The following is a 20,392-nucleotide window of genomic DNA, read 5'->3' as shown; positions in this document are numbered from 1 at the left end:
CTTGTCGAGGGTGCGGGTAGGTTGCGGGAACAGCGGCGGTGGGGCGGTGGATCACTCGCGCCAGCGGCGGAACACCAGCGAGGTGTTGATGCCACCGAAGGCGAAGTTGTTGCTCATCACGTACTCGGCCTGCAGTTCACGGCCCTGCCCGGTGATGAAGTCGAGCTGGCCGCAGCGTGGATCGACCTCGACCAGGTTCAGGGTGGGCGCGAACCAGCCGGCGCGCATCATCTCGATGCTCATCCAGGCCTCGAACGCACCACAGGCGCCCAGCATGTGGCCGACGTAGCTCTTCAGCGAGCTGATCGGCATGCGGCTGCCGAACACCTGCGCGGTGGCCTGGGTCTCGGCGATGTCACCGTGGTCGGTGGCGGTGCCGTGGGCGTTGACGTAGTCGATCTGCGCCGCGTCCAGCCCGGCATCCTCCAGCGCCAGGCGCATGGCCTGGGCCATGGTGTCGGCACTGGGCTGGGTGACGTGCTGGCCATCGCTGTTGGTGCCGTAGCCGACCACCTCGGCAAGGATGGTGGCGCCACGTGCCTGCGCGTGCTCCAGGTCTTCCAGGATCAGCGTACAGGCACCCTCGCCCAGCACCAGGCCATCGCGGCCGGCATCGAACGGGCGCGGCGTGGTCTGCGGCGCATCATTGCGCACGCTGGTGGCGAACAGGGTGTCGAACACTGCCGCGGCAGTGGCATCGAGCTGCTCGGCACCGCCAGCCACCATCACCGTCTGCTTGCCGCTGCGGATCGCTTCGTAGGCCGCGCCCACGCCCTGGCTGCCCGAGGTGCAGGCACTGGAGGTGGTGTAGACGCGCCCGGACAAACCAAAGAACACACCGATGTTGACCGGCGCGGTGTGGCTCATCATCTTCAGGTAGGTGGTGGCACTGATGCCGTCGGTGGTGAACTCGTTGAGCATGCGGCCGAATTCACCGGTGGCCTCGTGGCTGCCCGAGGACGAACCGTAGGCCACGCCGGTACGGCCACTGCGCAGCACCGGGTGCTCGTGCAGGCCAGCCTCGCGCAGTGCCACCTCGGTGGCGCGCACCGACATGATCGCGACCTTGCCCATCGAGCGGGTGGTCTTGCGGTTGTAGTTCGGCGGCAGCTCGAAGTCCTGCGCCGGCGCGGCCAGCTTGGTGTTCAGGCCGGCATAGACATCCCATTCGGGCATCGTGCGCACGGCATTGCGGCAGCTGCGCAGGTGCGCTTCGATGGTCGGCCAGTCGTGGCCGAGCGGACTGATGGCAGCGGCACCGGTGACCACCACGCGACGATCGGCAGCCATCAGAGCATGCCTCCGTTCACCGAGATCACCTGGCGGGTGATGTAGCCGGCCGGCTCGGACAGCAGGAACGCCACCGTGGCCGCCACTTCGTCGGGACGACCGACGCGGCCGGCGGGAATCAGCTTGAGCGCGTGTTCGATCACTTCATCGTTGAGCATTTCGGTCTCGATCAGGCCCGGGGCCACGCAGTTGACGGTGATCTGGCGGCTGGCCAGTTCCAGTGCCAGCGCCTTGGTGGCACCGATGATGCCGGCCTTGGCGGCACTGTAGTTGACCTGGCCGCGGTTGCCGGCCAGCCCGGACACCGACGACAGGGTGACGATGCGGCCCGGCTTGCGCCGCCGCACCATCGGCATGATCAGCGGATGCAGCACGTTGTAGAAGCCATCCAGGTTGGTGTGGATGACCTGGTCCCAATCCTCCGCCGACAGCGCCGGGAAGGCGCCATCACGGGCGATGCCGGCATTGCAGACCACGCCGTAGTACGCGCCGTGCGCGTCGACATCGGCCTCCAGCGCGGCGCGTGCGGCCTCGCGGTCGGCTACGTCGAACGCCAGCACGCGGGCCTGCTGGCCCATGGCCTGGATCTCGGCCACCACGGCCTGTGCCTCTTCCAGGCGGCTGCGGCAATGCACCACCACGTCGAAGCCATCGCGCGCGATGCGCAGCGCGATGGCCCGGCCGATGCCCCGGCTGGCGCCGGTCACCAGCACGCTTCGATTCCCTGTCATGCCTGTCCACTCTCCAGATAGGCCATCGCGTCGGCCGGTTCGAACACCGACACGTTGGCTGTCGCCCATTCGTCCTCGCCCGCCAGGATGCGGCAGGCGAACATCCCCAATCCATTGTCACCCAACAGCTCGCAGCGCGCCTGTACGCGCAGCCGCGAACCGCTGGGGAAGCTGCTGCGCGCGCTGCTGTAGCGGCGGCTGCCGAGCAGGAAGCCCAGCTGCGGCGGCTTGCCGGCCGCACGCGCGCGGCAGCCGGCCCAGGCCGCGATGGCCTGCGCCATGTATTCGATGCCGACCCACGCCGGCACTTCGCCGTTCTCCACGAACAGGCCGGATTCGGGCACCACCAGTTCAGCCTCGAGGGTGTCCTGGTCCCACTGCGTGATGCGCTCCAGCAGGCACATGTCCTGGCGGTGCGGCACCACGTCCTCGATCGCGTACAGCGTGTTCATCGACGCTCCAGTGCCAGCACGGCATTGCTGCCGCCGAAGGCGAACGAATTGCTCAGCACCCGCCGCGGCGCCTGCGCCAGGCAGGAGCCCGGCGCGACCAGCGGCAGCACCGGCAGTGCGGGGTCGGGCACGCCGTCCCACCAGTGCGGCGGCAGCTGCTGCTGTGGGTTCTCGGCCAGCAGGATCCAGCACAGCGCCGCCTCGATCGCGCCCGAGGCACCCAGCGTATGGCCGGTCAGCGGCTTGGTCGAACTGGCCGGCACGCCGTTGCCCAGCACCTGCGAGACCGCCAGGCTTTCCATCGCATCGTTGTGCCCGGTGGCGGTGCCATGCAGGTTCACGTAATCCACTTCGTCGGCGCCCCAGCCGGCGCGCAGCAGCGCCTGCTGCAGGGCGTCGATGGCCCCCATCCCCTGCGGATCGGGGGCGGACATGTGATGGGCATCGGCCGATTCGCCCCACCCGGCCAGGCACACCGGACCCGGCTCGCGGGTAAGCAGGAACAGCGCGGCGCCCTCGCCGATGTTGATGCCGGAGCGGTGCTGCGAGAACGGATTGCAGCGCAGGGCCGACACCGATTCCAACGCGCTGAAGCCGGCCACGGTGAAGCGGCACAGCGAATCGGCACCGCCGGCAATCACCGCATCGACGATGCCGGCGCGCAGCATGCGCGCGGCCGACATCAGCGCCTTGGCGCTGGACGAGCAGGCGGTGGACAGGGTCCATGCCGGCCCCTGTGCACCACTGCGCTGGCGCACGAACTGCGCGGCGGTGCCCATTTCCTGCTGGGCGTAATCGAAGCCCTGCGGCCACTGGCCCTGTTCGGCGTGGGTGCGCAGGGCCTGCTCGGATTCACCAATGCCCGAGGTGCTGGTGCCCAGCACCACCGCCACACGCTCGGCACCATGGCGGGCGATCGCGGCGGCCACCGCTGGTGCGATCTGCGCCAGTGCCACGTCCAGCAGGGCGTTGTTGCGCCCGCGCAGGGCCACCGGCAGGTCCTCCAGCGCCGGCAGCGGCGTGCGCACCTCTCCCAGCGCCAGGGTGCGCCCCGGCAGCAGGCTGTCGTTGTCGCTGAGCCCGCCCGGCACATCGGCGAACATCGCCGACGCGACCGCGGCGCGGCCATCGCCGAGCGCGCAGACCACGCCCAGGTCGTTCAGGTAGATCGGTGCACTCATCGGTCCTGCCCGGCCATGTCGATCGATTCGATGCGCAGCGCATAGCCTTCGGCGCGGTTGTCCAGCTGCACGCTGCCATCGTCCAGGCGCTGCAGCTGCAGCCACACCGTGCCGTCGCGCGACAGGCTGCGCTGCCGGCCGTCATCGCTGACCTGCCAACCTGCCGGCAACGCGGCGGCAATGGCCGCGGTCGGCCACAGCGCGAACTGCAGGTCATCCAGCACGCGCTCGGCACGCACCTGCGGCGGCAGCCACGGTGCGCGCTGCTGGGTCAGCTGCTGGCCGTCCCACTGCAGGCGCACGCCGGTCTGGCCCATCGCCTGCACCGCCAGCTGCACCTGCTGCGCATCGGCTTCCAGCAGAGCATCCAGATCGCGCTCATGCGTACCGAAACGGAAATGCAGCTGCTGCTGCAATGCCAGCGGCGCCGGCAGGCTGGCCGGCGACAGGCGCAGCGGCGGCAGTTCCACCAATGGCTTGGGCATGCGGCCGGCACAGGCGGCCAGCAGCAGGCACAGCAGCACGGCCGCGGTACGGGCGATCAGGCGCTGCACAGCTGCTCCAGCACGCGCATGCGGCGGCCGCTTTCGTCGGCCACATACGGGTTGTTGGTGTCCCAGGCGTAGCCGGCCAGGATGGAACTGATCATGTCGCGCACTTCGGGCTGCTGCTGCGGGTGGTAGATGATCTTCTGGAAGCCGCCCTCGTACCAGCTTTCAACGAAGCGGCGGAAGGTCTTCACGCCGGCACGCAGCGGGATCGAGAATTCAGCTTCCCAGTCGACGGTTTCGCCGGCATAGCGGCGCGCCAGGCATTCGCTGGCCAGCTGCGCGGACTTGAAGGCGATGGTGACGCCGGAGGAGAACACCGGGTCAAGGAACTCGCCGGCATTGCCCAGCAGGGCGTAGCCCGGGCCCCACAACGAGCTGACATTGGCCGAGTAACCGGTGATGCGGCGCACCGGCAGCACCGCCCATTCGGCGTTGGCCAGCAGCCGGGTCAGGTTCGGGTCCTCGCCAACGATGGCCTGCAGCTTCTGCAGGTCGTCGCCTTCGTAGCGTTCGAAGAACGACGGCTCGGCGACCACGCCCAGCGAGCAGCAGCCGTTGGAGAACGGGATCGTCCAGTACCAGACGTCGATGTGCTCGGGATGGGTGGTGATCAGGATCTTGTTGCGATCGAAGTCCGCTTCGGCCGGAATGTTGTCGCGCACGTGGCAGAAGATCGCGCCGCGCACCGGGAAGTTGGACGGCGATTCCAGCTGCAGCAGGCGCGGCAGCAGGCGTGCGAAACCGGATGCATCGAGGATGAAATCGGCTTCGATGCGGTACTCGCTGCCGTCCGGACGACGCACGGTCACCGCCGGCTGCTCGCCCGGCTCGACCGCAAGCACTTCATCGCCGAAGCGCAGCGTGGTGCCCATGCGTTCGGCGCCGCGCGCCAGCACGTTGTCGAAGTCGGCGCGCTGCACCTGGTAGGTGGTGCCCCAGCCTGGCGAGAACTTCTTCCTGAAGTCGAACGCGGTGCGCGCCTCGCCATGCACGAAGGCGGCGCCGTTCTTGTGCTGGAAGCCCGCTTCGACCACGTCCTGCAGCAGGCCTGCCGCTTCGATGTACTCCATGCTCTGCGGCAGCAGGCTTTCACCGATCGAGAAGCGCGGGAACTGCTGGCGCTCCAGCATCAGCACCTGGCGGCCCTGCTGGCGCAGCATCGCCGCAGCCACGGAGCCGGCCGGGCCGGCACCGATGATCAGGATTTCAGTACGTTCGACAGCATCCACAGCAGTATTCATCGGTGCATCCTTGTTGCTCGATCAGGTGGAAAGAAGGAAGTCGGAAAACAGGCTCAGGCCGGGGGCAGATCGTGCGGCGGCGGCCGGAACAGCGGCGAGATCAGCCAGACCAGGCCGATGCCGAACAGCAGGGTCAGGCCGAACGCGCGCAGCGCCGGGGTCTGCGACAGGCCCAGCAGGCCGAACGACAGCCAGGTGCTGGCCGCACCCACGCACACTGCCAGCCAGGCGCTGGCATCGCCACGGTGCTCGATCAGGAAGATGCCGTAGTCGATGCCCATGCCCAGCAGCAGCATCAGTGCCAGCACGTTGAACAGCTGCAGCGGCTGGCCGAACAGACCCAGCAGGCCCAGGGTCAAGGCACCGGCAATCAGGGTCGGCGCGAACACGCGCCAGGCCTGGCGGCGGTAGCGCAGCCACAGCGCGCCGAACACCAGCACGATGCCGACCAGCAGCAGCCCACCCATCAGCTTGCGGTAGTGGCCCAGCAGCGTGGAGAAGTCGGCAGTACGGTCTACCCAGCGCACACCCGGCAGGCCTTCGGCCGCACCCTGGAGGGTGGCCAGCGCATCGGCGCGCGACAGGTCATCGACCATCACCACGCTGATCATCTGCCCACCGACCTCGCCCACCCACAGATGACGGAACGGCTGCGAAGCCGGCGAGGCCAGGAAGGCTTCGGCGCTGAGTGGTGCGGCCGCGAACTGCGGTCGCTGCAGCGGCTCGCCCACGGCCTCGGACACGGCCGACAGCACGCCGGGTTCCACCCTCGCGGTCAGCGCGGCATCGACCTGCTGGCGCGACGGCGACGGCAGCCAATCGCTGATCGCGCGATAGCCACCAATGCGCTTGTCGTTGGCCAATACACGCAGGCGTTCGGTCAGCGCTTCTTCGCGCTGCAGCAGCTGCGCGGCATCGGCACCCTGCACCAGGTAGAACTGCGCCGGGCTGGGCATGCCCAGCAACTGGCTCAGGCGGATCTGCTGCGCCATCAATGCCGGCGGCGACGACTGCAGGCTGCGCAGGTCGTCGTTGCTCTGCAGGCGCGCGATGCCGATGGCAGACAGTGCCAGCGTGATCACCACGAACATCGTCACCGCGCGGCGGCCATGCAGGCGCGGGAAACGCTCCAGCGTGTTGCCCAGCCACTGCGAGAAGCGGGTCTGGCGGATCTCGCCACCATCCAGCCACGGGAACCAGAAGATCACCGTGAGGAAGGCGGCAGCCAGGCCAACCACCGAGAACAGCGCCATCTGGCGCAGGCCCGGGAACGGGGCCAGGCCCAATGCCAGGTAGGCCAGCGCACTGGTCAGCAGGGCCAGCCACAGGCCAGGCAGCAGATGCCGCAGCAGCTTCCAGCGACGATCGGCCGGCTCGGCCTGGCGCGAGGCAAACCAGTGGATGCCGTAATCCTCGGCCACGCCCACCAGCGATGCACCGAACACCAGGGTCAGCACGTGCACCTTGCCGAACACCAGCACGGTCACTGCCAGCGCCGCGCCACAGCCGATCAGCAGTGAGGCGGCCACCAGCAGGATCGGCCGCAGCGAGCGGAATGCCAGCCACACCAGCAGCAGCACCGCCGCCAGCGAACCCCAACCGATGGTGTTGATCTCCTGGTTGGCCTGCACCGCGGCGGCCTCGGCATGCAGCGGCACGCCGGCGTGCAGGATTTCCAGCTCCGGCGCCGCTGCTTTTGCGGCCTGCCCGGCACGTTCCAGCAGGCCATCGAGATGGCGCTCGCCATCCAGCTGGAACGCCGAGCCGGGCGTATCGAACTGCAGCACGGCCCAGTGCCTGCCCTCGGCTTCAAGCAGGCCGTCATCGCCCAACCGCAGCCCCGACCCCTGCGCCTGCTGCTGCCACCATTGCGGCCACAGCGACAACGGGTCTTGCCGCCAGTCGGTCAGGCGCGGCGCGCCCATCGGGCCATACAGCGCGGCCAACGCCTGTTCGGCCAGCGCGCCCGGCTCGCTGCCCTGCAGCTGCTCGCGCTGGGCCGGGGTCAACAGGCGGTCACGGTACGGCGCGTAGAACGCGCGCGCCTCATCGAACCAGCCTTCGATCGAGCCGCTGGGTACCAGCAGGGCGTGATCGGCGTCCTTGGCCATGGCCGCGGCAAAAGCCGCCTGCGCACGCTTGGCGGCGGCGCCGTCCTTGCTGCCCAGCAGCACCACCACCTGTCGCGAACTGCCATCGGCGATGCGCCGGGTGACATCGCTCAACAGGCGGTCGTGTGCATCCTGCGGCAGCAGGGCGAGGATGTCGGTGTCGATCCGCGATTGCTGGCTCCACAGGCGCCACTGCTGCGCGCCCATTACCAGCAGCACCAGCAGCCAGGCGATGCCCAGCCAGTGCCACCAGCGCCGCAACCGGTCCGGTGCGTTCGATGCCGCGGCCTCACTCAAAGCGGCGGGCCTCGTCGGCATTGAGCGTGGCCGGCGTCTCGCTCAATGCGCTGAACTGGATCTGCGTGCGGTCCTTGTTGGCCTCGACAATCTCGACCTGGCGCACGTAGCGGTCACCCTGCAGGGTCAGCGATTCGAAAGCCTTGGCCAGCATCGCCGACTTCGGCGTCAGGCGCAGCCGCCAGCCCTGTCCTTCACGGCTGGCCGCCACGTTGAACTGGCTGGACAGCGCCTGCACGTCGCCACTCATCAGCGCGAACATGATCGCGTTCACCGAACGCATCGCCGGTTGCTGCCGTGCATCGAGTTCGACGCGGGTGCTGCCATCGCGCTGGCGGCTGAGGATGCGGTCGGCGGTGACCACCACCTCGGAGGGGAACGGCTTGAGCGTGGACCAGATCACGCCGTGCTGGCGCGCGACCACGAACCGGCCCTGAGAACGCAGCGGGTTCTTGAAGCCGCTGACCTGCTTTTCCTGGCTGAACTGGCCACGCAGCACATCCGGCCGCGCCACCGCCTGGGTGATCGCATCGATGGCCGGATCGGCGGCCTGCACCAGCGGTGCGGCCAGCAGCAGCAGCGCGCACAGCAGTGCGCGCGCAAAACGGTTGGCTCGGTTCATGGCGCAGGCACTCCCAGGCGTTCCCACAGTACCGGCGGGCACTGGTACAGCATTTCCTTGCTGGTCGCGTCCACCGCAACCTGGATGGTCATCGCACGGGTCAGCACCTGGCCGCTCTGCGCATCGAGAATTTCGTACTCGATCTTCAGCCGGTTCTCCCATTCCACGATGCGCGCGATCACGCGCAGGGCCTGGTTGAACAGCAGCGGGCGCACATATTTCACCCGCGCATCGACCACCGGCCACACGTAGCCCGATTCAAGCATCTGCGGGTAGTCGTAGTCGTAGCGGCCGAGCAGCGCGCAGCGCGCGATCTCGAAGTACTTGAAGTAGTTGCCATGCCAGACCACGTTCATCGGATCGCAGTCATGGAAGGCGGGGGTCAACGCAATCTCGCCGGCCCGTTCGATTGCTTCATTCACCGGCATACAGCTCCCAACGTTGCGCGCGGATCTCCACCAGCAGTTCCCGCAGTTCGCGATCCAGCGCGCGGTCTTCTTCAACCAGGGCGATGCGCTGCCCCAGGTCGGCGTACATGTCGGCCAGACTGCCATGCAGCTGCGCGTTCAGGCCAACCCGTTCGCGCAGCGCCAGGCCCTGGCGGGCAGCGATCAGCATCGCGGCCACTACCTGTTCAGTCAGCTCGATCACGCGCAGGCAATCGCGCGCGGCAATGGTGCCCATGCTGACCTTGTCCTGGTTGTGGCATTCGGTGGAGCGCGAGAACACGCTGGCCGGCATGGTCTGCTTCAGCGCTTCGGCGGTCCATGCCGAAACGCTGATCTGCAGCGCCTTCAGGCCATGGTTGATGGCCGCGCGCGGGCCGGTGGCCGCCGACAGGTTGGCCGGCAGGCCGTGGTTGTAGCGGGCGTCGACCACCAGCGCCAGCTGCCGGTCGAGCAGATCGGCGACGTTGGCCACGGTGTTCTTCAGGGTGTCCATCGCCAGCGCGATGTGGCCGCCGTAGAAATGACCGCCGTGCAGGATGCGCTCGCCGTCAGCATCGATCAGCGGGTTGTCGTTGGCGCTGTTCAGTTCGGTTTCGATCAGCTGGCGCAGGAACGGCAGGCTGTCCTCCAGCACGCCGATCACATGCGGCGCGCAGCGCAGCGAGTAGCGGTCCTGCAGGCGCTGTTCATTGCGCGGCGGACGCTCGCTGTGCAGGTCGCTGCGCAGGCGCGCGGCGATGCGGCCCTGGCCCGGGTGCGGCTTGGCGGCGAACAGGGTTTCGTCGAAGTGATGCGCGTTGCCGTCGCTGGCCAGCACGTTGAACGCAGTCAGCCGCGTGGCCATGCGCGCCAGGTAATCGGCGCGCTGCCAGGCCAGGCAGGCCAGGCCGGTCATCACCGCGGTACCGTTCATGATCGCCAGGCCTTCCTTCGGCCGCAGCTTCAACGGGGTCATGCCGATCTTGGCCAACACATCCGCCGCCGGCTGCACGCGGCCGTCGTGCAGCACCTCGCGCTCGCCGCACAGCACCGCGGCCACGTACGACAGCGGGGTCAGGTCACCGCTGGCACCCACCGAGCCTTCGGCCGGAATCATCGGCAGTACATCGTGCTGCAGCAGCGTGGCCAGGCCTTCCAGCAGCGGCACACTGACACCGGACATACCGCGCACCAGCGAGGCCAGGCGCGCGGCCAGCACCGCACGGGTCTCGACCGGGTCCAGGTAACGGCCCAGGCCACAGCCGTGGTAGGTGTACAGGTGGTGCGGCAGCTCAGCCACCAGCGCCGGCGGGATGTTCACCGTGCACGAGTCGCCGTAGCCGGTGGTCACGCCATAGATCACCCCGTCCTCGCGCAGCAGGCGGTCGAGGAAATCGGCACCGCGCTGGATGTGCTTGCGGAACGCCGGCGCGTCGCTCAGGGCGGCGTCGCACTGGCGCTGGGCCAGGGCAACCACGTCTTCAATGGTCAACGGTGCATCGCCAAAGCGGCACACGGGTACGGCGTCAGTCGTCATGCGGAGCCTGATCCCAGAAGGGGAAGAAATTGAACCAGTCCAACGGGGACTGGATGACCTGGAGTTCCAGCCAGCGCGCGAAGCGCTGTGCCTGTTCTGCCAGTGCGGCGTCGCGCGAACCACGCGGCAGCACGATGCGTTCGGCGAACTGTTCGAATGCCACGCGATAGCCCTCGCCCTGGTGCAGGCAGGCCATGGTGTAGACCGGGCAACCCAGCGCGGCGGCGAGCACATAGGCGCCGATCGGGAACGGGGCGCGGTGGCCAAGGAAATCGGCGGTGACGCTGCGGCCGCCCTGCACCGGTGTACGGTCGCCGACGATGGCGACGAAGCCACCCGCCGCCACGCGCTCGGACAGCATCACCGCCGTGGCCGGCCCCATTTCGGTCACCTGCACCAGTTCCACCGCCGCCAGCGGGTCCAGCCGCTGCAACAGACGATTGAAACGCTGCGCGTGCGCGGTATGCACCAGCACGGTGATGCGGAACCCCGGCACTTGCTCGGCCAGCACCTGGCACAGTTCCAGGCAGCCGATGTGCGCGGTGAGGATCAGCCCGCCCTCGCGGCGCGCGATCTTTTCCAGCACCAGGTCGCGATGCAGGTGGATGCGTTCGGCCGGATAGCGTCCGCCCAGGCCGAGGATCTTGTCCAGCATCGTATCGGCGAAGGCGAAGAAATGGCGCAGGCTGTCACCCCGGGTGGGCGTGCGGCCGAGCACGCCGCTGTATGCCTGCAGCCGCTGCAGGTACTGCATCGAGGCCTGGCGACCGACACGGTTGCCCAGCCAATGGCAGGCCACCACCGGCCACACGCACAGGCGGAATGGCCAGCGCCCGAACCAGCGGTGCACCCAGCACAGGAACAGCACGCCGGCCACCGAGGTGGATTCGCCGATGTCGGCCCAGTGCGGGGCCCCCTGCGCGGCCGCCATTTCAGCGCTGCCCCCGCAGGCGGCGCCACAGCAGGCGCGGTGCGCGCCAGAGCATGCCGAAGAACAAGCGGGTGTGCATGCGGCTGATGCGCACGTTGTCGCGCCACACATCGAAGTGCGAGACGCCATCGGATGGATAGGTCACGCGCGTGGCCAGGTGCTCGACCGGCAGGTGCCGCCAGTACAGGCGCACCATCACTTCGGTATCGAAATCCATGCGCCGGCCGATGGTTTCTTCACCGATCAGGCGCAGCACCGGCGGCAGCGGATACACGCGGAAGCCGCACATGGTGTCGCGCAGATGCAGCGACAGCGTGTTGATCCAGACCCAGATGTGGGTCGCGTAGCGGCCATACAGGCGCGCCTTGGGAACGCTGGCGTCGTAGGCCGGAATGCCACAGATCACCGCCTCGGGATGGGCGCGCGCCGCTTCGATGAAGCGTGGCAGATCGCGGGTATCGTGCTGGCCGTCGGCATCGATCTGCAGCACGTGGCTGTAGCCTCGCGCGCCGGCTTCGGCGAAACCGGCCAGCATCGCCCCGCCCTTGCCCTGGTTGACGTCCAGGCGCAGCAGGTCGACGCCCTGGCGCTGTGCCAGCGAACGCAATGCTGCCGCGCACGCCTCATGCGAGCCATCGTCGACCAGCAGGCACGGCAGGCCGGCGGCCTGCACGCCGTCGACCACCGCCGCGATGGCGTGCTCGTGGTCGTAGACGGGAATCACCACCAGTGGCGCGAACGCGGCACCGGCAACGGCCGGATCAGTCCGCATCGGCGAAGACCACTTTGCCGCTGGCATGCACGCCGTGGCTGGAGGTGTAACGGAAGGCCATCACGTTGCGTGCGGCATCCCAGTCCAGCTGCAGGGTCAGCTCATCGCCCGGGCGGGCCACGTGCTGGAACTTCACCGCATCCATGCGCAGGAACACTGCCGGCATGGCGAACACCTGGCGGCCAAACCGCACCGCCCAGTCCAGCTGCGCCACGCCGGGCAGGATCGCCGCCTGCGGGAAGTGGCCCTGGAACGGCCGCAGCGCCGGGTCCAGGGTCATCCGCAGCGTGGCGCTGGCCGCATCGCGGTGATCCCAGACCGGCACCGGCATCAGCGGCTGGAACAACGCTGCCAGTGCCGCCTGGGTGACCTTGCCCTGTGCGTTGATCGGCAGCGCCGGCACCAGCCGCCAGCGGCGCGGCCGGGTGACCGCGTCATGAGCCTGTGCCAGGCGTGTGCCAAGGCGCTGGCCCAGCGCGCGGCGCGCGGCCTCACCGCCCTCCAGCAGCGTCGGGTCGGCCGGTACCACCACCGCGGCCAGCTGCTCGCGCTGCCCGGGCAGCACCAGCACGCGCACGTCATCCACTTCGGCGTCTTCGCGCAACGCACGTTCCAGTGCGTCCAGCGAAACGCGGCGCTCTTCAATCTTGACGATGCGGTCGGCGCGGCCCAGCAGGCGGAAGCGGCCATCGGCCAACGCTTCAACGCGGTCCTGGGTACGCCACCAATCCGGGGTTTCCAGATGTGCGGAGGCCACCGCCAGGCAGCCCTCCTCGATGCGCCACTGCACGCCGGGCAGCGGCTGCCACGGCGGCAGGTCGGTGTCCCAGCGGCGCCAGGCGATGCCGCCGGTCTCGCTGCTGCCATAGACCTCGGTCGGTGCCACGCCGAGCCACTGCCGCACCTGGCGTGCGGCTTCTTCCGGCAGCGGGCCGCCAGAGGAGAATACCGCGCGCAGGCGGCCATGCAGGCTGGCCCAGTCGAGCTGCTCGGGCAGGCGCTTGAGGTGGGCCGGGGTCGCGACCAGCACCGTATCGGTACCGGCCAGCGCACCCACCAGATCTTCGTGGAAGAACCGGCGTGGATGGATCAGGCGGCCGGCAGCCAGCGGCCACAGCACGCGGAACAGCAGGCCATAGATGTGCTGGTGCGACACCGTGCCATGCACCTGCACGCCTTCCAGCTGCGTGCCGAACGCAGCCTGCAGTGCGTCCACCTCGCGCGTCAGCTGGTCCATGCGCTTGTTGATCGCACTGGGCTGTCCGGTGCTGCCGGAGGTGAACACGCACAGCTCGCAGGCGCGCTCGTCCAGCGCCTGAAGACCCTCGTCCGGTGCGGCGTCCAGCGCCGCCAGCGGACGATAATCGGCGGACACGTCGCCTGCGAAACCACTCACCTGCGGCTGCAGCGCCTGCAGCGTGGCCGGCAGATTGTCGGCAGCCAGGAACACCCGCTTGCCGGCATGCCAGGCACCGAACAACGCAGCGGCAAAGGCCACCGCATCATCGAAATACAGGGCCCAGTCACGGCCTTCGGCCGCCGCAAACGCGGCGCGCCAGTCCAGTACGCGCTGGCGGAAGCGGGCGTGGTCGATCACCTCGCCATCGCAGACGCCAACGCTTCGATGCGGCCGCGCCTCCAGCAGCAGCCGGTCCAGGGCAATCCACTCAGCCATGCGCGTGCGCCGCCTTCACCCGCCGCCGCACCAGCCACTCACCTGCGAACAACACGCCCATCATCACGTACGCCAACAATCCGTTGTAGAGCATCCAGACCCGGTCCGACGCGTACAGCGCGGTCAGCAGGGCCAGGCTGCCGTTGAGAACGAAGAAGCCGCACCACACCTGGGTGACACGGCGGGTATAGGCCACCGCGAACGGGGGCAGGTCCGGTTCCTGCAGCCGTGCCAGGCGTTCCACCAGCGGCGGGCCGAAACGCAGGCTGGTGCCGAACACCGCCAGCATCACTGCGTTGACCAGCGCCGGGTACAGCTTCAGCGGCAGGGCCTGGTTGAGCACGGTGGCCAGCACCGCCAGCAGGCCGGTGCCGGCGGCCGCGGCCCACCACAGCGGCTGGCGCGTACTCAGCGCGCGCAGCAGGGCCAGGGTGAACAGCAGCAGCGACAGCCAGCGTGGCTCGAAGCGGCCCATCGCCAGGTACACCAGCACCGGGTAGGCCAGCGAGATCGCAGCCACCACGACCGTGCGTGCGCGTGCCATGGTGGAGCCGCCGGCGCTGCGGTCAGGCGGCTGCCTGGTCCGGCAGCAGCCTGTGCACCACATCGACGATGTCCTGCACGGTACGCACGGCCTTGAACGCTTCCGGCTGCAGGTTGCGGCCGAGCAACGGCTTCAGCTGAACGATCAGGTCGACCGCGTCGATGCTGTCGATGTCCAGGTCGTCGTACAGGCGGGCCTCGGGGGTGATCCGGGCGGTTTCGATCTCGAAGCTGTCGGTCAGGATGCTGACGATGCGTTCGAACAGTTCATTCTTGGTCATGGCAGGTCCTGGCACCGTTACGACTGGCGGGCGGCGACGAACTCGCCGAGCGCGCGCACGCTGGAGAAATGGCGACGGGTTTCTTCCGAATCGGCCGAGAGGCTCACACCGTACTTCTTCTGCAGCGCCAGGCCCAGCTCCAGCGCGTCGATCGAATCCAGGCCGAGGCCCTCGACGAACAGTGGGGCGGTCGGATCGATGTCCTCCGGCGTGATGTCCTCCAGCGAAAGGGAGGAAATGATCAATTCCTTGATCTCGTGCTCAAGTGCTTGCACGGTTCGGATCTCCAGACAGGTCGAAATAACGAGAAAGGTGCTCGGTGACGCGACGGGCTGCCAAGGCATCCCCCCTTGGCGAGTCGTCTTCGGCCAGAAATGGCGCGATCGGGATATCTTCGCCGATCTGCAGCCGAACGTGAAAGCGACGTGAGGGGACACGATACCACTTCTGCCCCTTGGTCAGCGTTGGCGGGCTGCAGGTGATCCGCACCGGGGTGACGTCCAGGCGGCCCCGTACGGCGATGTTGGCGGCCCCACGCTGCAGCCGCGGCGGCTGCCCGGGCACGCTGCGGGTGCCCTCCGGGAAGATCACCAGGGTGCCGCCGGCATGCACCGCGGCCACGCAGTCATCGACCAGGCCGGCGCCATCGTCATTGGAGATGTAGCCGGCGGCCCGTACCGGGCCGCGCATGAACGGGTTGCAGGCCACGGCCCGCTTGACCACGCAGTCGGCGTTGGGCAGCAGCGAGATCAGGCAGACCACGTCGATCAGGGTCGGGTGATTGGCCAGTACCAGCAGGCCGTCGCGCTGCAGGCGTTCACCGCCCTCGATCTCGTACGTCATCACCCCCAGCCCGCGCATCAGCCGCAGATGGCTGGCGAAGGCGGCCTGGACCACGCGGCGGGCCCGGCGGCGGCGGACCACCGGGTCGCGCATCAGCAACAGCACCGGCATCACCAGCACGCCCAGCAGCAGGCCGCCAAGGCCAAATGCGACAAAGCTCAGGCCGGTGCCAAACACCCGCCAGGCATGGTCGAGGCGGCGCAGCAGCTCAGCCACGGCGGCTCCAGCGCCAGCGCTGGCCGTGGGCCACGTGTTCCAGCGCCGGCGCGCCGGACAACAGGAACCGGTGCAGGTCCAGCGCATGCGGCAGCAGGCCGGGCGCAGTGCTGGCCTGGGCGTCGGCCGGCTGCCACTGCAGCGACAGCGTCGGTCGGCCCTCTGTCGGGGCGGTCAGGCGCCAGCACCAGGCAAAGAACGGGTCGGGTTCGTCGGCGAACATCGCGTAAATTTCCGGAAGTGGCGACTCATAGACCACCACCCGCACCTCGCGGGCACCGTCGGCCAGCAGGCCGACAGCCTCCAGGCAAGCCGTCTCCACCGTGGCCTGGCCCGCCGCCAGCGCCAGGTAGTTGCCGCGGTGGCCGCGGGCGATGGAATACAGCGCGGCAATCGCGTTGTGCACGGACAGGCCGAATCCGGTCGGCGACAACGGCTGGTCGCCGACCAGCGCGCCCAGCAGGTCCATCGAACGGGCCACGTCGCCGTGGCGGCTGGCGAACACCAGCGGCACGTCACTGTCGGCGCCCTGCCCGTCCTCGCACCAGCACGCGGCCTGGATCGCCATCCGGCCCAGCCGCTCGATGCGGCGGCGCTGCATCGCCGGCACTTCGGCCAGCGCCGGCGTGTCCGCGCCATGCGGCGGGTACGGCGCATCGGCCCAGCCCAGCCACTGGCTACGCTCACTCAGGCCGGGCGCCCAGGCGGCCCAGTCGACGATGGAGAATTCGATCATTTAGCGATGGTGCTTCAACGGGAGAACGATAGGCACGAGCCATTACGGCGACGCGCGGCGGCCCCCCCGTTCCTGCAGCCGTGCGTCCGTCCAGGACGTCGCCGGCTGCCCCCCTGGCCGCCGGAAAGGAGCGCACGCTAGCACGTCCCGCGCAGGGTGTGCAGGTTTCACATTCCCCAACACGGGGCCCGGCACCGGCAGGCCCCGTGTTCAATCGATCAGTGGTAACCGGTGTCGGCGTGCACCTTGCCGCGGAATACCCGGTAGGACCACGCCGTATAGCCGAGGATGACCGGCAGCAATATGACCAGCCCGACCAGCGTGAAGCCCAGCGACGACGCCGGCGCGGCGGCCTGCCACAGGGTCATCGACGGTGGCAGCAGATAAGGCCACATGCCCAGCACCAGGCCGAGGAAGCCGAGCACGAACAGGGCCAGGCTGAGCAGGAACGGCGGCAGGTCGCGGCGCGGGTGGGTGGCACTGCGCCACAGCGCGGCGGCCACCGCCAGGGTCAGCAGCGGCACCGGCGACAGCCACCAGAAGTTGCCGTCGCTGAACCAGCGCGCCATCAGGCGCGAATCGAGGAACGGCAGCCAACTGCTGACCAGGCCCATCGCCGCGATCACCGCCACCACCAGTGGCCGGGTCATCTGCCGCGCCAGCGCCTGCACGCGCCCTTCGGTCTTCAGGATCAGCCAGGTGCTGCCCAGCAGCGCATAGCCGGCCACCAGTGCGGCACCGGTCAGCATCGCGAACGGGCTGAACCAGGCAAACGGCCCGCCCTGATAGACACCGTCCACCAGCGGGATGCCCTGCACCAGGGTGCCGAGGATCACGCCCTGGGCAAACGTGGCCAACAGCGAACCGAGGCCGAACGCCACGCTCCACAACCGGCGCGATCGATGCGCCTTGAAGCGGAACTCGAAGGCCACGCCGCGGAATACCAGCGCCACCACCAGCAGCAGCACCGGCAGGTACAGCGCCGACAGCAGCACCGCATACGCCTTCGGGAACGCCGCCAGCAGGCCGGCGCCACCGAGCACCAGCCAGGTCTCGTTGCCGTCCCAGATCGGCGCGGCGGTGTTCATCATCAGGTCCAGCTGTTCCTCGTCCTCGGCGAACGGGGCAAGGATGCCGATGCCGAGCACGAAGCCGTCCAGCACCACGTACATCAGCACGCCGAAGCCGATCACCGCGAACCACGCCACCGGCAGCCAGGTCATCAGGTCCATGTCAGCGCTCCTCCAGCGGTTCATCGGCGGCCGACAACGGACGTGCCGGGGTATGGCTGCCATGGTCCAGCGACGGCCCCTCGGCATACGGCTGCGGCCCGTGGCGCAGGATCTTCACCAGGTACCAGATGCCCCAGCCGAACACGAAGGCATAGCCAACCACATAGACACCCAGCGACAACGCGGTCATCCACGCACTCTGCGGCCCCACCGCATCGGCGGTGCGCAGCACGCCATACACCACCCACGGCTGGCGCCCCATCTCGGTGACGAACCAACCGGACAGCAGTGCGATGAAACCGCTGGGCAGCATCCAGTTCCAGCCGCGCAGCAGCCACGGCGAATCCAGCAGCTTCCTGCGCCACAGCTGAAAAGCCGACACCCAGGCCAGCAGCAGCATCAGCGTGCCCAGCCCAACCATGATGCGGAAGGCGAAGAACACCGGCGTCACCGGCGGCCGTTCGCTGGCCGGCACCGAGGTGAGCGGATCGAAGGTGCCGTCCAGGCTGTGGGTGAGGATCACGCTGCCCAGCTTCGGAATCGCCACTTCGAAGTCGTTGCGCTCTTCCTTCTCGTTCGGCAGCGCGAACACCACCAGCGGCACGCCCTCGCCTTCCTGGGTTTCATGCCAGTGCGCTTCCATCGCCGCGATCTTCATCGGCTGATGCTTGAGCGTGTTCAGGCCATGCATGTCGCCGACGAAGATCTGTACCGGCACCGTCAGCGCCGCGAACGCCACCGCCGCGATCAGCATGCGCCGTCCGGCCTCGACATGTGTGCCCTTGCGCAGGTACCACGCGCCGACGCCACCGATCACGAAACAGGTGGTGATGAACGAGCCCAGCGCCATGTGGGCCAGGCGATAGGGGAACGAGGGGTTGAACACCACCTGCCACCAGTCCACCGGATGCACGATGCCGTTGACCATCTCGTAGCCGGCCGGTGTATGCAGCCAGCTGTTGGACGACAGGATCCAGAACGTGGAGAACAGCGTGCCCAGCGCCACCATGCAGGTGGAGAAGAAATGCAGGCGCGGCGAGACCCGGCCCCAGCCGAACATCATCACGCCGAGGAAGCTGGCTTCCAGGAAGAACGCGGTCAGCACCTCGTAGGTCAGCAGCGGTCCGATGACCGTGCCGGCCACCTCGCTCAGCCGTGGCCAGTTGGTGCCGAACTGGAAGGCCATGACGATGCCGCTGACCACGCCCATGCCGAACGACACGGCGAAGATCTTCTGCCAGAAGAAATACAGCTCGCGCCACACGGGCAACTTCGTGCGCAGCCACCGCCATTCGATGAAGGCCAGCCAGCTGGCCGTACCGATGGTGAAGGCGGGGAACAGCACGTGGAAACTGATGACGAATCCGAACTGGATCCGGGACAACAACAACGCGTCCAAGGGACGCCTCCTGCCTGTGACCGGTGGGATACCGGACCACTTTAGGAGGATTTCGTTAAGGTGGGATGCGACCGGGTGACGCGCTGCTTCACTTTGTCGCAGGGAAGCTGGATGACAGGATGAACGGGCTACAGGGGCTTCAGCAGGGTCAAGGGCGGCTCCTTGGCGATTCGCAGGGCCCGGGGTACCAGTGCAGTCAAGCAGGCCGCCATCACCAGCACGACAGCGCTCGATATCGAGAACCACAGTGAACCTGTGATGCCATCCTGTGGCGGCCCTATCCACTGCAACGACAACGCGCCGAGCAGGGCGCCCAGTGTGGTGAACAGTGAAACTTCGAACATGATTTCGGCAAAGATCACTGAGCCGCGAGCACCGAGTGTCCGTCGAACCCCAATGGAGTGCCGGCGCCGATCAAGCCAGGCGCCTACGACTCCGGAAACCCCGGCCATCAGCACACCGAGAACGATGGCCGTCATGACCGCGAGCACGGTCGTAGCGAAGCGATCAGCTTTGACGTAGGCGTCGCGATATCCCGCCAGCGTCTCGACACCGGTCGAATTCACGATCCGATAGGGCCGCTGCAGCGCATCGACAGTGCGATCAAGCGATGAACGATCAACCTCCGACTTCCACTTCGCCAGATAATAGCGACTGGCGCCCGTGGGAAGGCCCGGAAGCAGCGCCCATTGCGAGTCCCGCTCATTGCCTCCTGGTGCCGGTCCAGCAACAGACGCAAATACGCCCACGATGACCCGGCTGCTGCCGGGGCCGAAATACAGGTGGCGGCCAACAGCACTCTCCGTTCCGAACAGACGGGCAGCCAGCGCTTCACTGATCAGCACTACCGGAGCACCTTCAGCCATGTCGTCCTCTGTGGCATCCCGTCCCAGGACGATTCCCGCGCCCAGCATCGCCAGCAAGCCAGAACTGGCAGTTGCCACGGGAATGCGATCACATCCAGCAACGTCTGTCGTACCCGCGTTCATCGAGTACGCCATGGCCGACTCGCTGGTGCACACGCCGTATCGATGGGCTCTTCCCCCGAACGGAACAGCGTCGCTCACAACCGTGTCCTGAACACCGGGCAGCCGGATCGCGGACAGGTCTGCCCGCAGCACTGCAGCATCAGCGCCTTCTTCGACATCCGAGACCCTGACCACACCAATCGATACTGCGTCCCGGATGCTGCGGGTGTTCAATCTGGCGAAGCTGTCCAGCACAGATTGCAGTGCGAACGCACATGCCAGGCTTGCAAGCGCAGCCTGCACTGCAAGCAGTGCGGCGCTTCCCAGATGTCGTCGAGTCTCCCTCATTGATTCG

General features: G+C 68.0%; 21 protein-coding genes. All 21 read right to left on the bottom strand.

The window, feature by feature from the left end; genetic code table 11:
* Nucleotides 1–51: 51 nt before the first annotated feature.
* A complete protein-coding gene (locus tag V3B64_RS13430) occupies nucleotides 52–1,290 on the bottom strand; it encodes a beta-ketoacyl-ACP synthase (protein ID WP_329914274.1) in 1,239 nt (412 codons plus the stop codon).
* Nucleotides 1,290–2,021 (bottom strand): 3-ketoacyl-ACP reductase FabG2, encoded by a 732-nt coding sequence (locus tag V3B64_RS13425; protein ID WP_329914273.1) that lies wholly within the window; start codon nucleotides 2,019–2,021, stop codon nucleotides 1,290–1,292. The genes V3B64_RS13430 and V3B64_RS13425 overlap by 1 nt, the downstream gene beginning before the upstream one ends.
* The gene (locus V3B64_RS13420) at nucleotides 2,018–2,473 is read right to left on the bottom strand and encodes a dehydratase (RefSeq protein ID WP_032129169.1); all 456 of its coding nucleotides are present in this window, start codon (nucleotides 2,471–2,473) and stop codon (nucleotides 2,018–2,020) included. The genes V3B64_RS13425 and V3B64_RS13420 overlap by 4 nt, the downstream gene beginning before the upstream one ends.
* On the bottom strand, nucleotides 2,470–3,654 hold the full coding sequence (locus tag V3B64_RS13415; RefSeq protein ID WP_049424190.1) for a beta-ketoacyl-[acyl-carrier-protein] synthase family protein: 1,185 nt from the start codon (nucleotides 3,652–3,654) through the stop codon (nucleotides 2,470–2,472). Before V3B64_RS13415 ends, V3B64_RS13420 begins: the two co-directional genes overlap by 4 nt.
* Nucleotides 3,651–4,208: a DUF3261 domain-containing protein gene (locus V3B64_RS13410; protein ID WP_107433485.1), complete on the bottom strand. Its 558-nt coding sequence runs from the start codon at nucleotides 4,206–4,208 to the stop codon at nucleotides 3,651–3,653. The genes V3B64_RS13415 and V3B64_RS13410 overlap by 4 nt, the downstream gene beginning before the upstream one ends.
* Entirely contained in the window at nucleotides 4,196–5,446 is a 1,251-nt protein-coding gene (locus V3B64_RS13405) for an NAD(P)/FAD-dependent oxidoreductase (RefSeq protein ID WP_032129172.1), read from the bottom strand. Before V3B64_RS13405 ends, V3B64_RS13410 begins: the two co-directional genes overlap by 13 nt.
* A 53-nt stretch (nucleotides 5,447–5,499) precedes the next feature.
* Nucleotides 5,500–7,875, bottom strand: coding sequence for an MMPL family transporter (locus tag V3B64_RS13400; protein ID WP_329914272.1), 2,376 nt, complete (start codon nucleotides 7,873–7,875; stop codon nucleotides 5,500–5,502).
* Nucleotides 7,847–8,476, bottom strand: a complete 630-nt coding sequence (locus tag V3B64_RS13395; RefSeq protein ID WP_032129174.1) for an outer membrane lipoprotein carrier protein LolA — start codon at nucleotides 8,474–8,476, stop codon at nucleotides 7,847–7,849. The genes V3B64_RS13400 and V3B64_RS13395 overlap by 29 nt, the downstream gene beginning before the upstream one ends.
* Nucleotides 8,473–8,904 carry an acyl-CoA thioesterase gene (locus V3B64_RS13390; protein ID WP_329914271.1) on the bottom strand — a complete coding sequence of 144 codons (432 nt, stop codon included), beginning with the start codon at nucleotides 8,902–8,904 and terminating at the stop codon, nucleotides 8,473–8,475. Before V3B64_RS13390 ends, V3B64_RS13395 begins: the two co-directional genes overlap by 4 nt.
* Nucleotides 8,891–10,441, bottom strand: a complete 1,551-nt coding sequence (locus V3B64_RS13385; protein WP_329914270.1) for an aromatic amino acid ammonia-lyase — start codon at nucleotides 10,439–10,441, stop codon at nucleotides 8,891–8,893. The genes V3B64_RS13390 and V3B64_RS13385 overlap by 14 nt, the downstream gene beginning before the upstream one ends.
* Complete coding sequence (locus V3B64_RS13380) at nucleotides 10,431–11,372, bottom strand: acyltransferase (protein WP_329914269.1); 942 nt, start codon at nucleotides 11,370–11,372, stop codon at nucleotides 10,431–10,433. Before V3B64_RS13380 ends, V3B64_RS13385 begins: the two co-directional genes overlap by 11 nt.
* Before the next feature lies 1 nt (nucleotide 11,373).
* The gene (locus V3B64_RS13375; protein WP_180844880.1) at nucleotides 11,374–12,144 is read right to left on the bottom strand and encodes a glycosyltransferase family 2 protein; all 771 of its coding nucleotides are present in this window, start codon (nucleotides 12,142–12,144) and stop codon (nucleotides 11,374–11,376) included.
* Nucleotides 12,134–13,819, bottom strand: a complete 1,686-nt coding sequence (locus V3B64_RS13370) for an AMP-binding protein (protein WP_329914268.1) — start codon at nucleotides 13,817–13,819, stop codon at nucleotides 12,134–12,136. The genes V3B64_RS13375 and V3B64_RS13370 overlap by 11 nt, the downstream gene beginning before the upstream one ends.
* Complete coding sequence (locus V3B64_RS13365) at nucleotides 13,812–14,363, bottom strand: membrane protein (protein WP_012512473.1); 552 nt, start codon at nucleotides 14,361–14,363, stop codon at nucleotides 13,812–13,814. The genes V3B64_RS13370 and V3B64_RS13365 overlap by 8 nt, the downstream gene beginning before the upstream one ends.
* Nucleotides 14,364–14,385: 22 nt before the next feature.
* A complete protein-coding gene (locus V3B64_RS13360) occupies nucleotides 14,386–14,643 on the bottom strand; it encodes an acyl carrier protein (protein ID WP_006402206.1) in 258 nt (85 codons plus the stop codon).
* 17 nt (nucleotides 14,644–14,660) lie between these two features.
* The gene (locus V3B64_RS13355) at nucleotides 14,661–14,918 is read right to left on the bottom strand and encodes a phosphopantetheine-binding protein (RefSeq protein ID WP_005411610.1); all 258 of its coding nucleotides are present in this window, start codon (nucleotides 14,916–14,918) and stop codon (nucleotides 14,661–14,663) included.
* A complete protein-coding gene (locus V3B64_RS13350; RefSeq protein ID WP_006402207.1) occupies nucleotides 14,905–15,702 on the bottom strand; it encodes a lysophospholipid acyltransferase family protein in 798 nt (265 codons plus the stop codon). The genes V3B64_RS13355 and V3B64_RS13350 overlap by 14 nt, the downstream gene beginning before the upstream one ends.
* Complete coding sequence (locus V3B64_RS13345) at nucleotides 15,695–16,438, bottom strand: beta-ketoacyl synthase chain length factor (protein WP_329914267.1); 744 nt, start codon at nucleotides 16,436–16,438, stop codon at nucleotides 15,695–15,697. Before V3B64_RS13345 ends, V3B64_RS13350 begins: the two co-directional genes overlap by 8 nt.
* A gap of 218 nt (nucleotides 16,439–16,656) precedes the next feature.
* Complete coding sequence (gene cydB, locus V3B64_RS13340; protein WP_005414876.1) at nucleotides 16,657–17,670, bottom strand: cytochrome d ubiquinol oxidase subunit II; 1,014 nt, start codon at nucleotides 17,668–17,670, stop codon at nucleotides 16,657–16,659.
* 1 nt (nucleotide 17,671) lies between these two features.
* On the bottom strand, nucleotides 17,672–19,069 hold the full coding sequence (locus V3B64_RS13335) for a cytochrome ubiquinol oxidase subunit I (protein ID WP_049462287.1): 1,398 nt from the start codon (nucleotides 19,067–19,069) through the stop codon (nucleotides 17,672–17,674).
* A gap of 128 nt (nucleotides 19,070–19,197) precedes the next feature.
* Nucleotides 19,198–20,385, bottom strand: a complete 1,188-nt coding sequence (locus tag V3B64_RS13330; protein WP_329914266.1) for an ABC transporter permease — start codon at nucleotides 20,383–20,385, stop codon at nucleotides 19,198–19,200.
* Nucleotides 20,386–20,392 lie beyond the last annotated feature (7 nt).

This window comes from Stenotrophomonas sp. SMYL86 (assembly GCF_036320025.1).
Lineage (GTDB): Bacteria > Pseudomonadota > Gammaproteobacteria > Xanthomonadales > Xanthomonadaceae > Stenotrophomonas > Stenotrophomonas maltophilia_A.
This window is presented reverse-complemented; position numbering and strand designations above follow the sequence as displayed.

Coding starts and splice junctions, on each gene's coding strand:
- V3B64_RS13430 (WP_329914274.1), bottom strand. CDS start 1,290: ATGGCTGCCGATCGTCGCGTGGTGGTCACCGGTGCCGCTGCCATCAGT.
- V3B64_RS13425 (WP_329914273.1), bottom strand. CDS start 2,021: ATGACAGGGAATCGAAGCGTGCTGGTGACCGGCGCCAGCCGGGGCATC.
- V3B64_RS13420 (WP_032129169.1), bottom strand. CDS start 2,473: ATGAACACGCTGTACGCGATCGAGGACGTGGTGCCGCACCGCCAGGAC.
- V3B64_RS13415 (WP_049424190.1), bottom strand. CDS start 3,654: ATGAGTGCACCGATCTACCTGAACGACCTGGGCGTGGTCTGCGCGCTC.
- V3B64_RS13405 (WP_032129172.1), bottom strand. CDS start 5,446: ATGAATACTGCTGTGGATGCTGTCGAACGTACTGAAATCCTGATCATC.
- V3B64_RS13400 (WP_329914272.1), bottom strand. CDS start 7,875: ATGCCGACGAGGCCCGCCGCTTTGAGTGAGGCCGCGGCATCGAACGCA.
- V3B64_RS13395 (WP_032129174.1), bottom strand. CDS start 8,476: ATGAACCGAGCCAACCGTTTTGCGCGCGCACTGCTGTGCGCGCTGCTG.
- V3B64_RS13390 (WP_329914271.1), bottom strand. CDS start 8,904: ATGCCGGTGAATGAAGCAATCGAACGGGCCGGCGAGATTGCGTTGACC.
- V3B64_RS13385 (WP_329914270.1), bottom strand. CDS start 10,441: ATGACGACTGACGCCGTACCCGTGTGCCGCTTTGGCGATGCACCGTTG.
- V3B64_RS13380 (WP_329914269.1), bottom strand. CDS start 11,372: ATGGCGGCCGCGCAGGGGGCCCCGCACTGGGCCGACATCGGCGAATCC.
- V3B64_RS13375 (WP_180844880.1), bottom strand. CDS start 12,144: ATGCGGACTGATCCGGCCGTTGCCGGTGCCGCGTTCGCGCCACTGGTG.
- V3B64_RS13370 (WP_329914268.1), bottom strand. CDS start 13,819: ATGGCTGAGTGGATTGCCCTGGACCGGCTGCTGCTGGAGGCGCGGCCG.
- V3B64_RS13365 (WP_012512473.1), bottom strand. CDS start 14,363: ATGGCACGCGCACGCACGGTCGTGGTGGCTGCGATCTCGCTGGCCTAC.
- V3B64_RS13360 (WP_006402206.1), bottom strand. CDS start 14,643: ATGACCAAGAATGAACTGTTCGAACGCATCGTCAGCATCCTGACCGAC.
- V3B64_RS13345 (WP_329914267.1), bottom strand. CDS start 16,438: ATGATCGAATTCTCCATCGTCGACTGGGCCGCCTGGGCGCCCGGCCTG.
- cydB (WP_005414876.1), bottom strand. CDS start 17,670: ATGGACCTGATGACCTGGCTGCCGGTGGCGTGGTTCGCGGTGATCGGC.
- V3B64_RS13330 (WP_329914266.1), bottom strand. CDS start 20,385: ATGAGGGAGACTCGACGACATCTGGGAAGCGCCGCACTGCTTGCAGTG.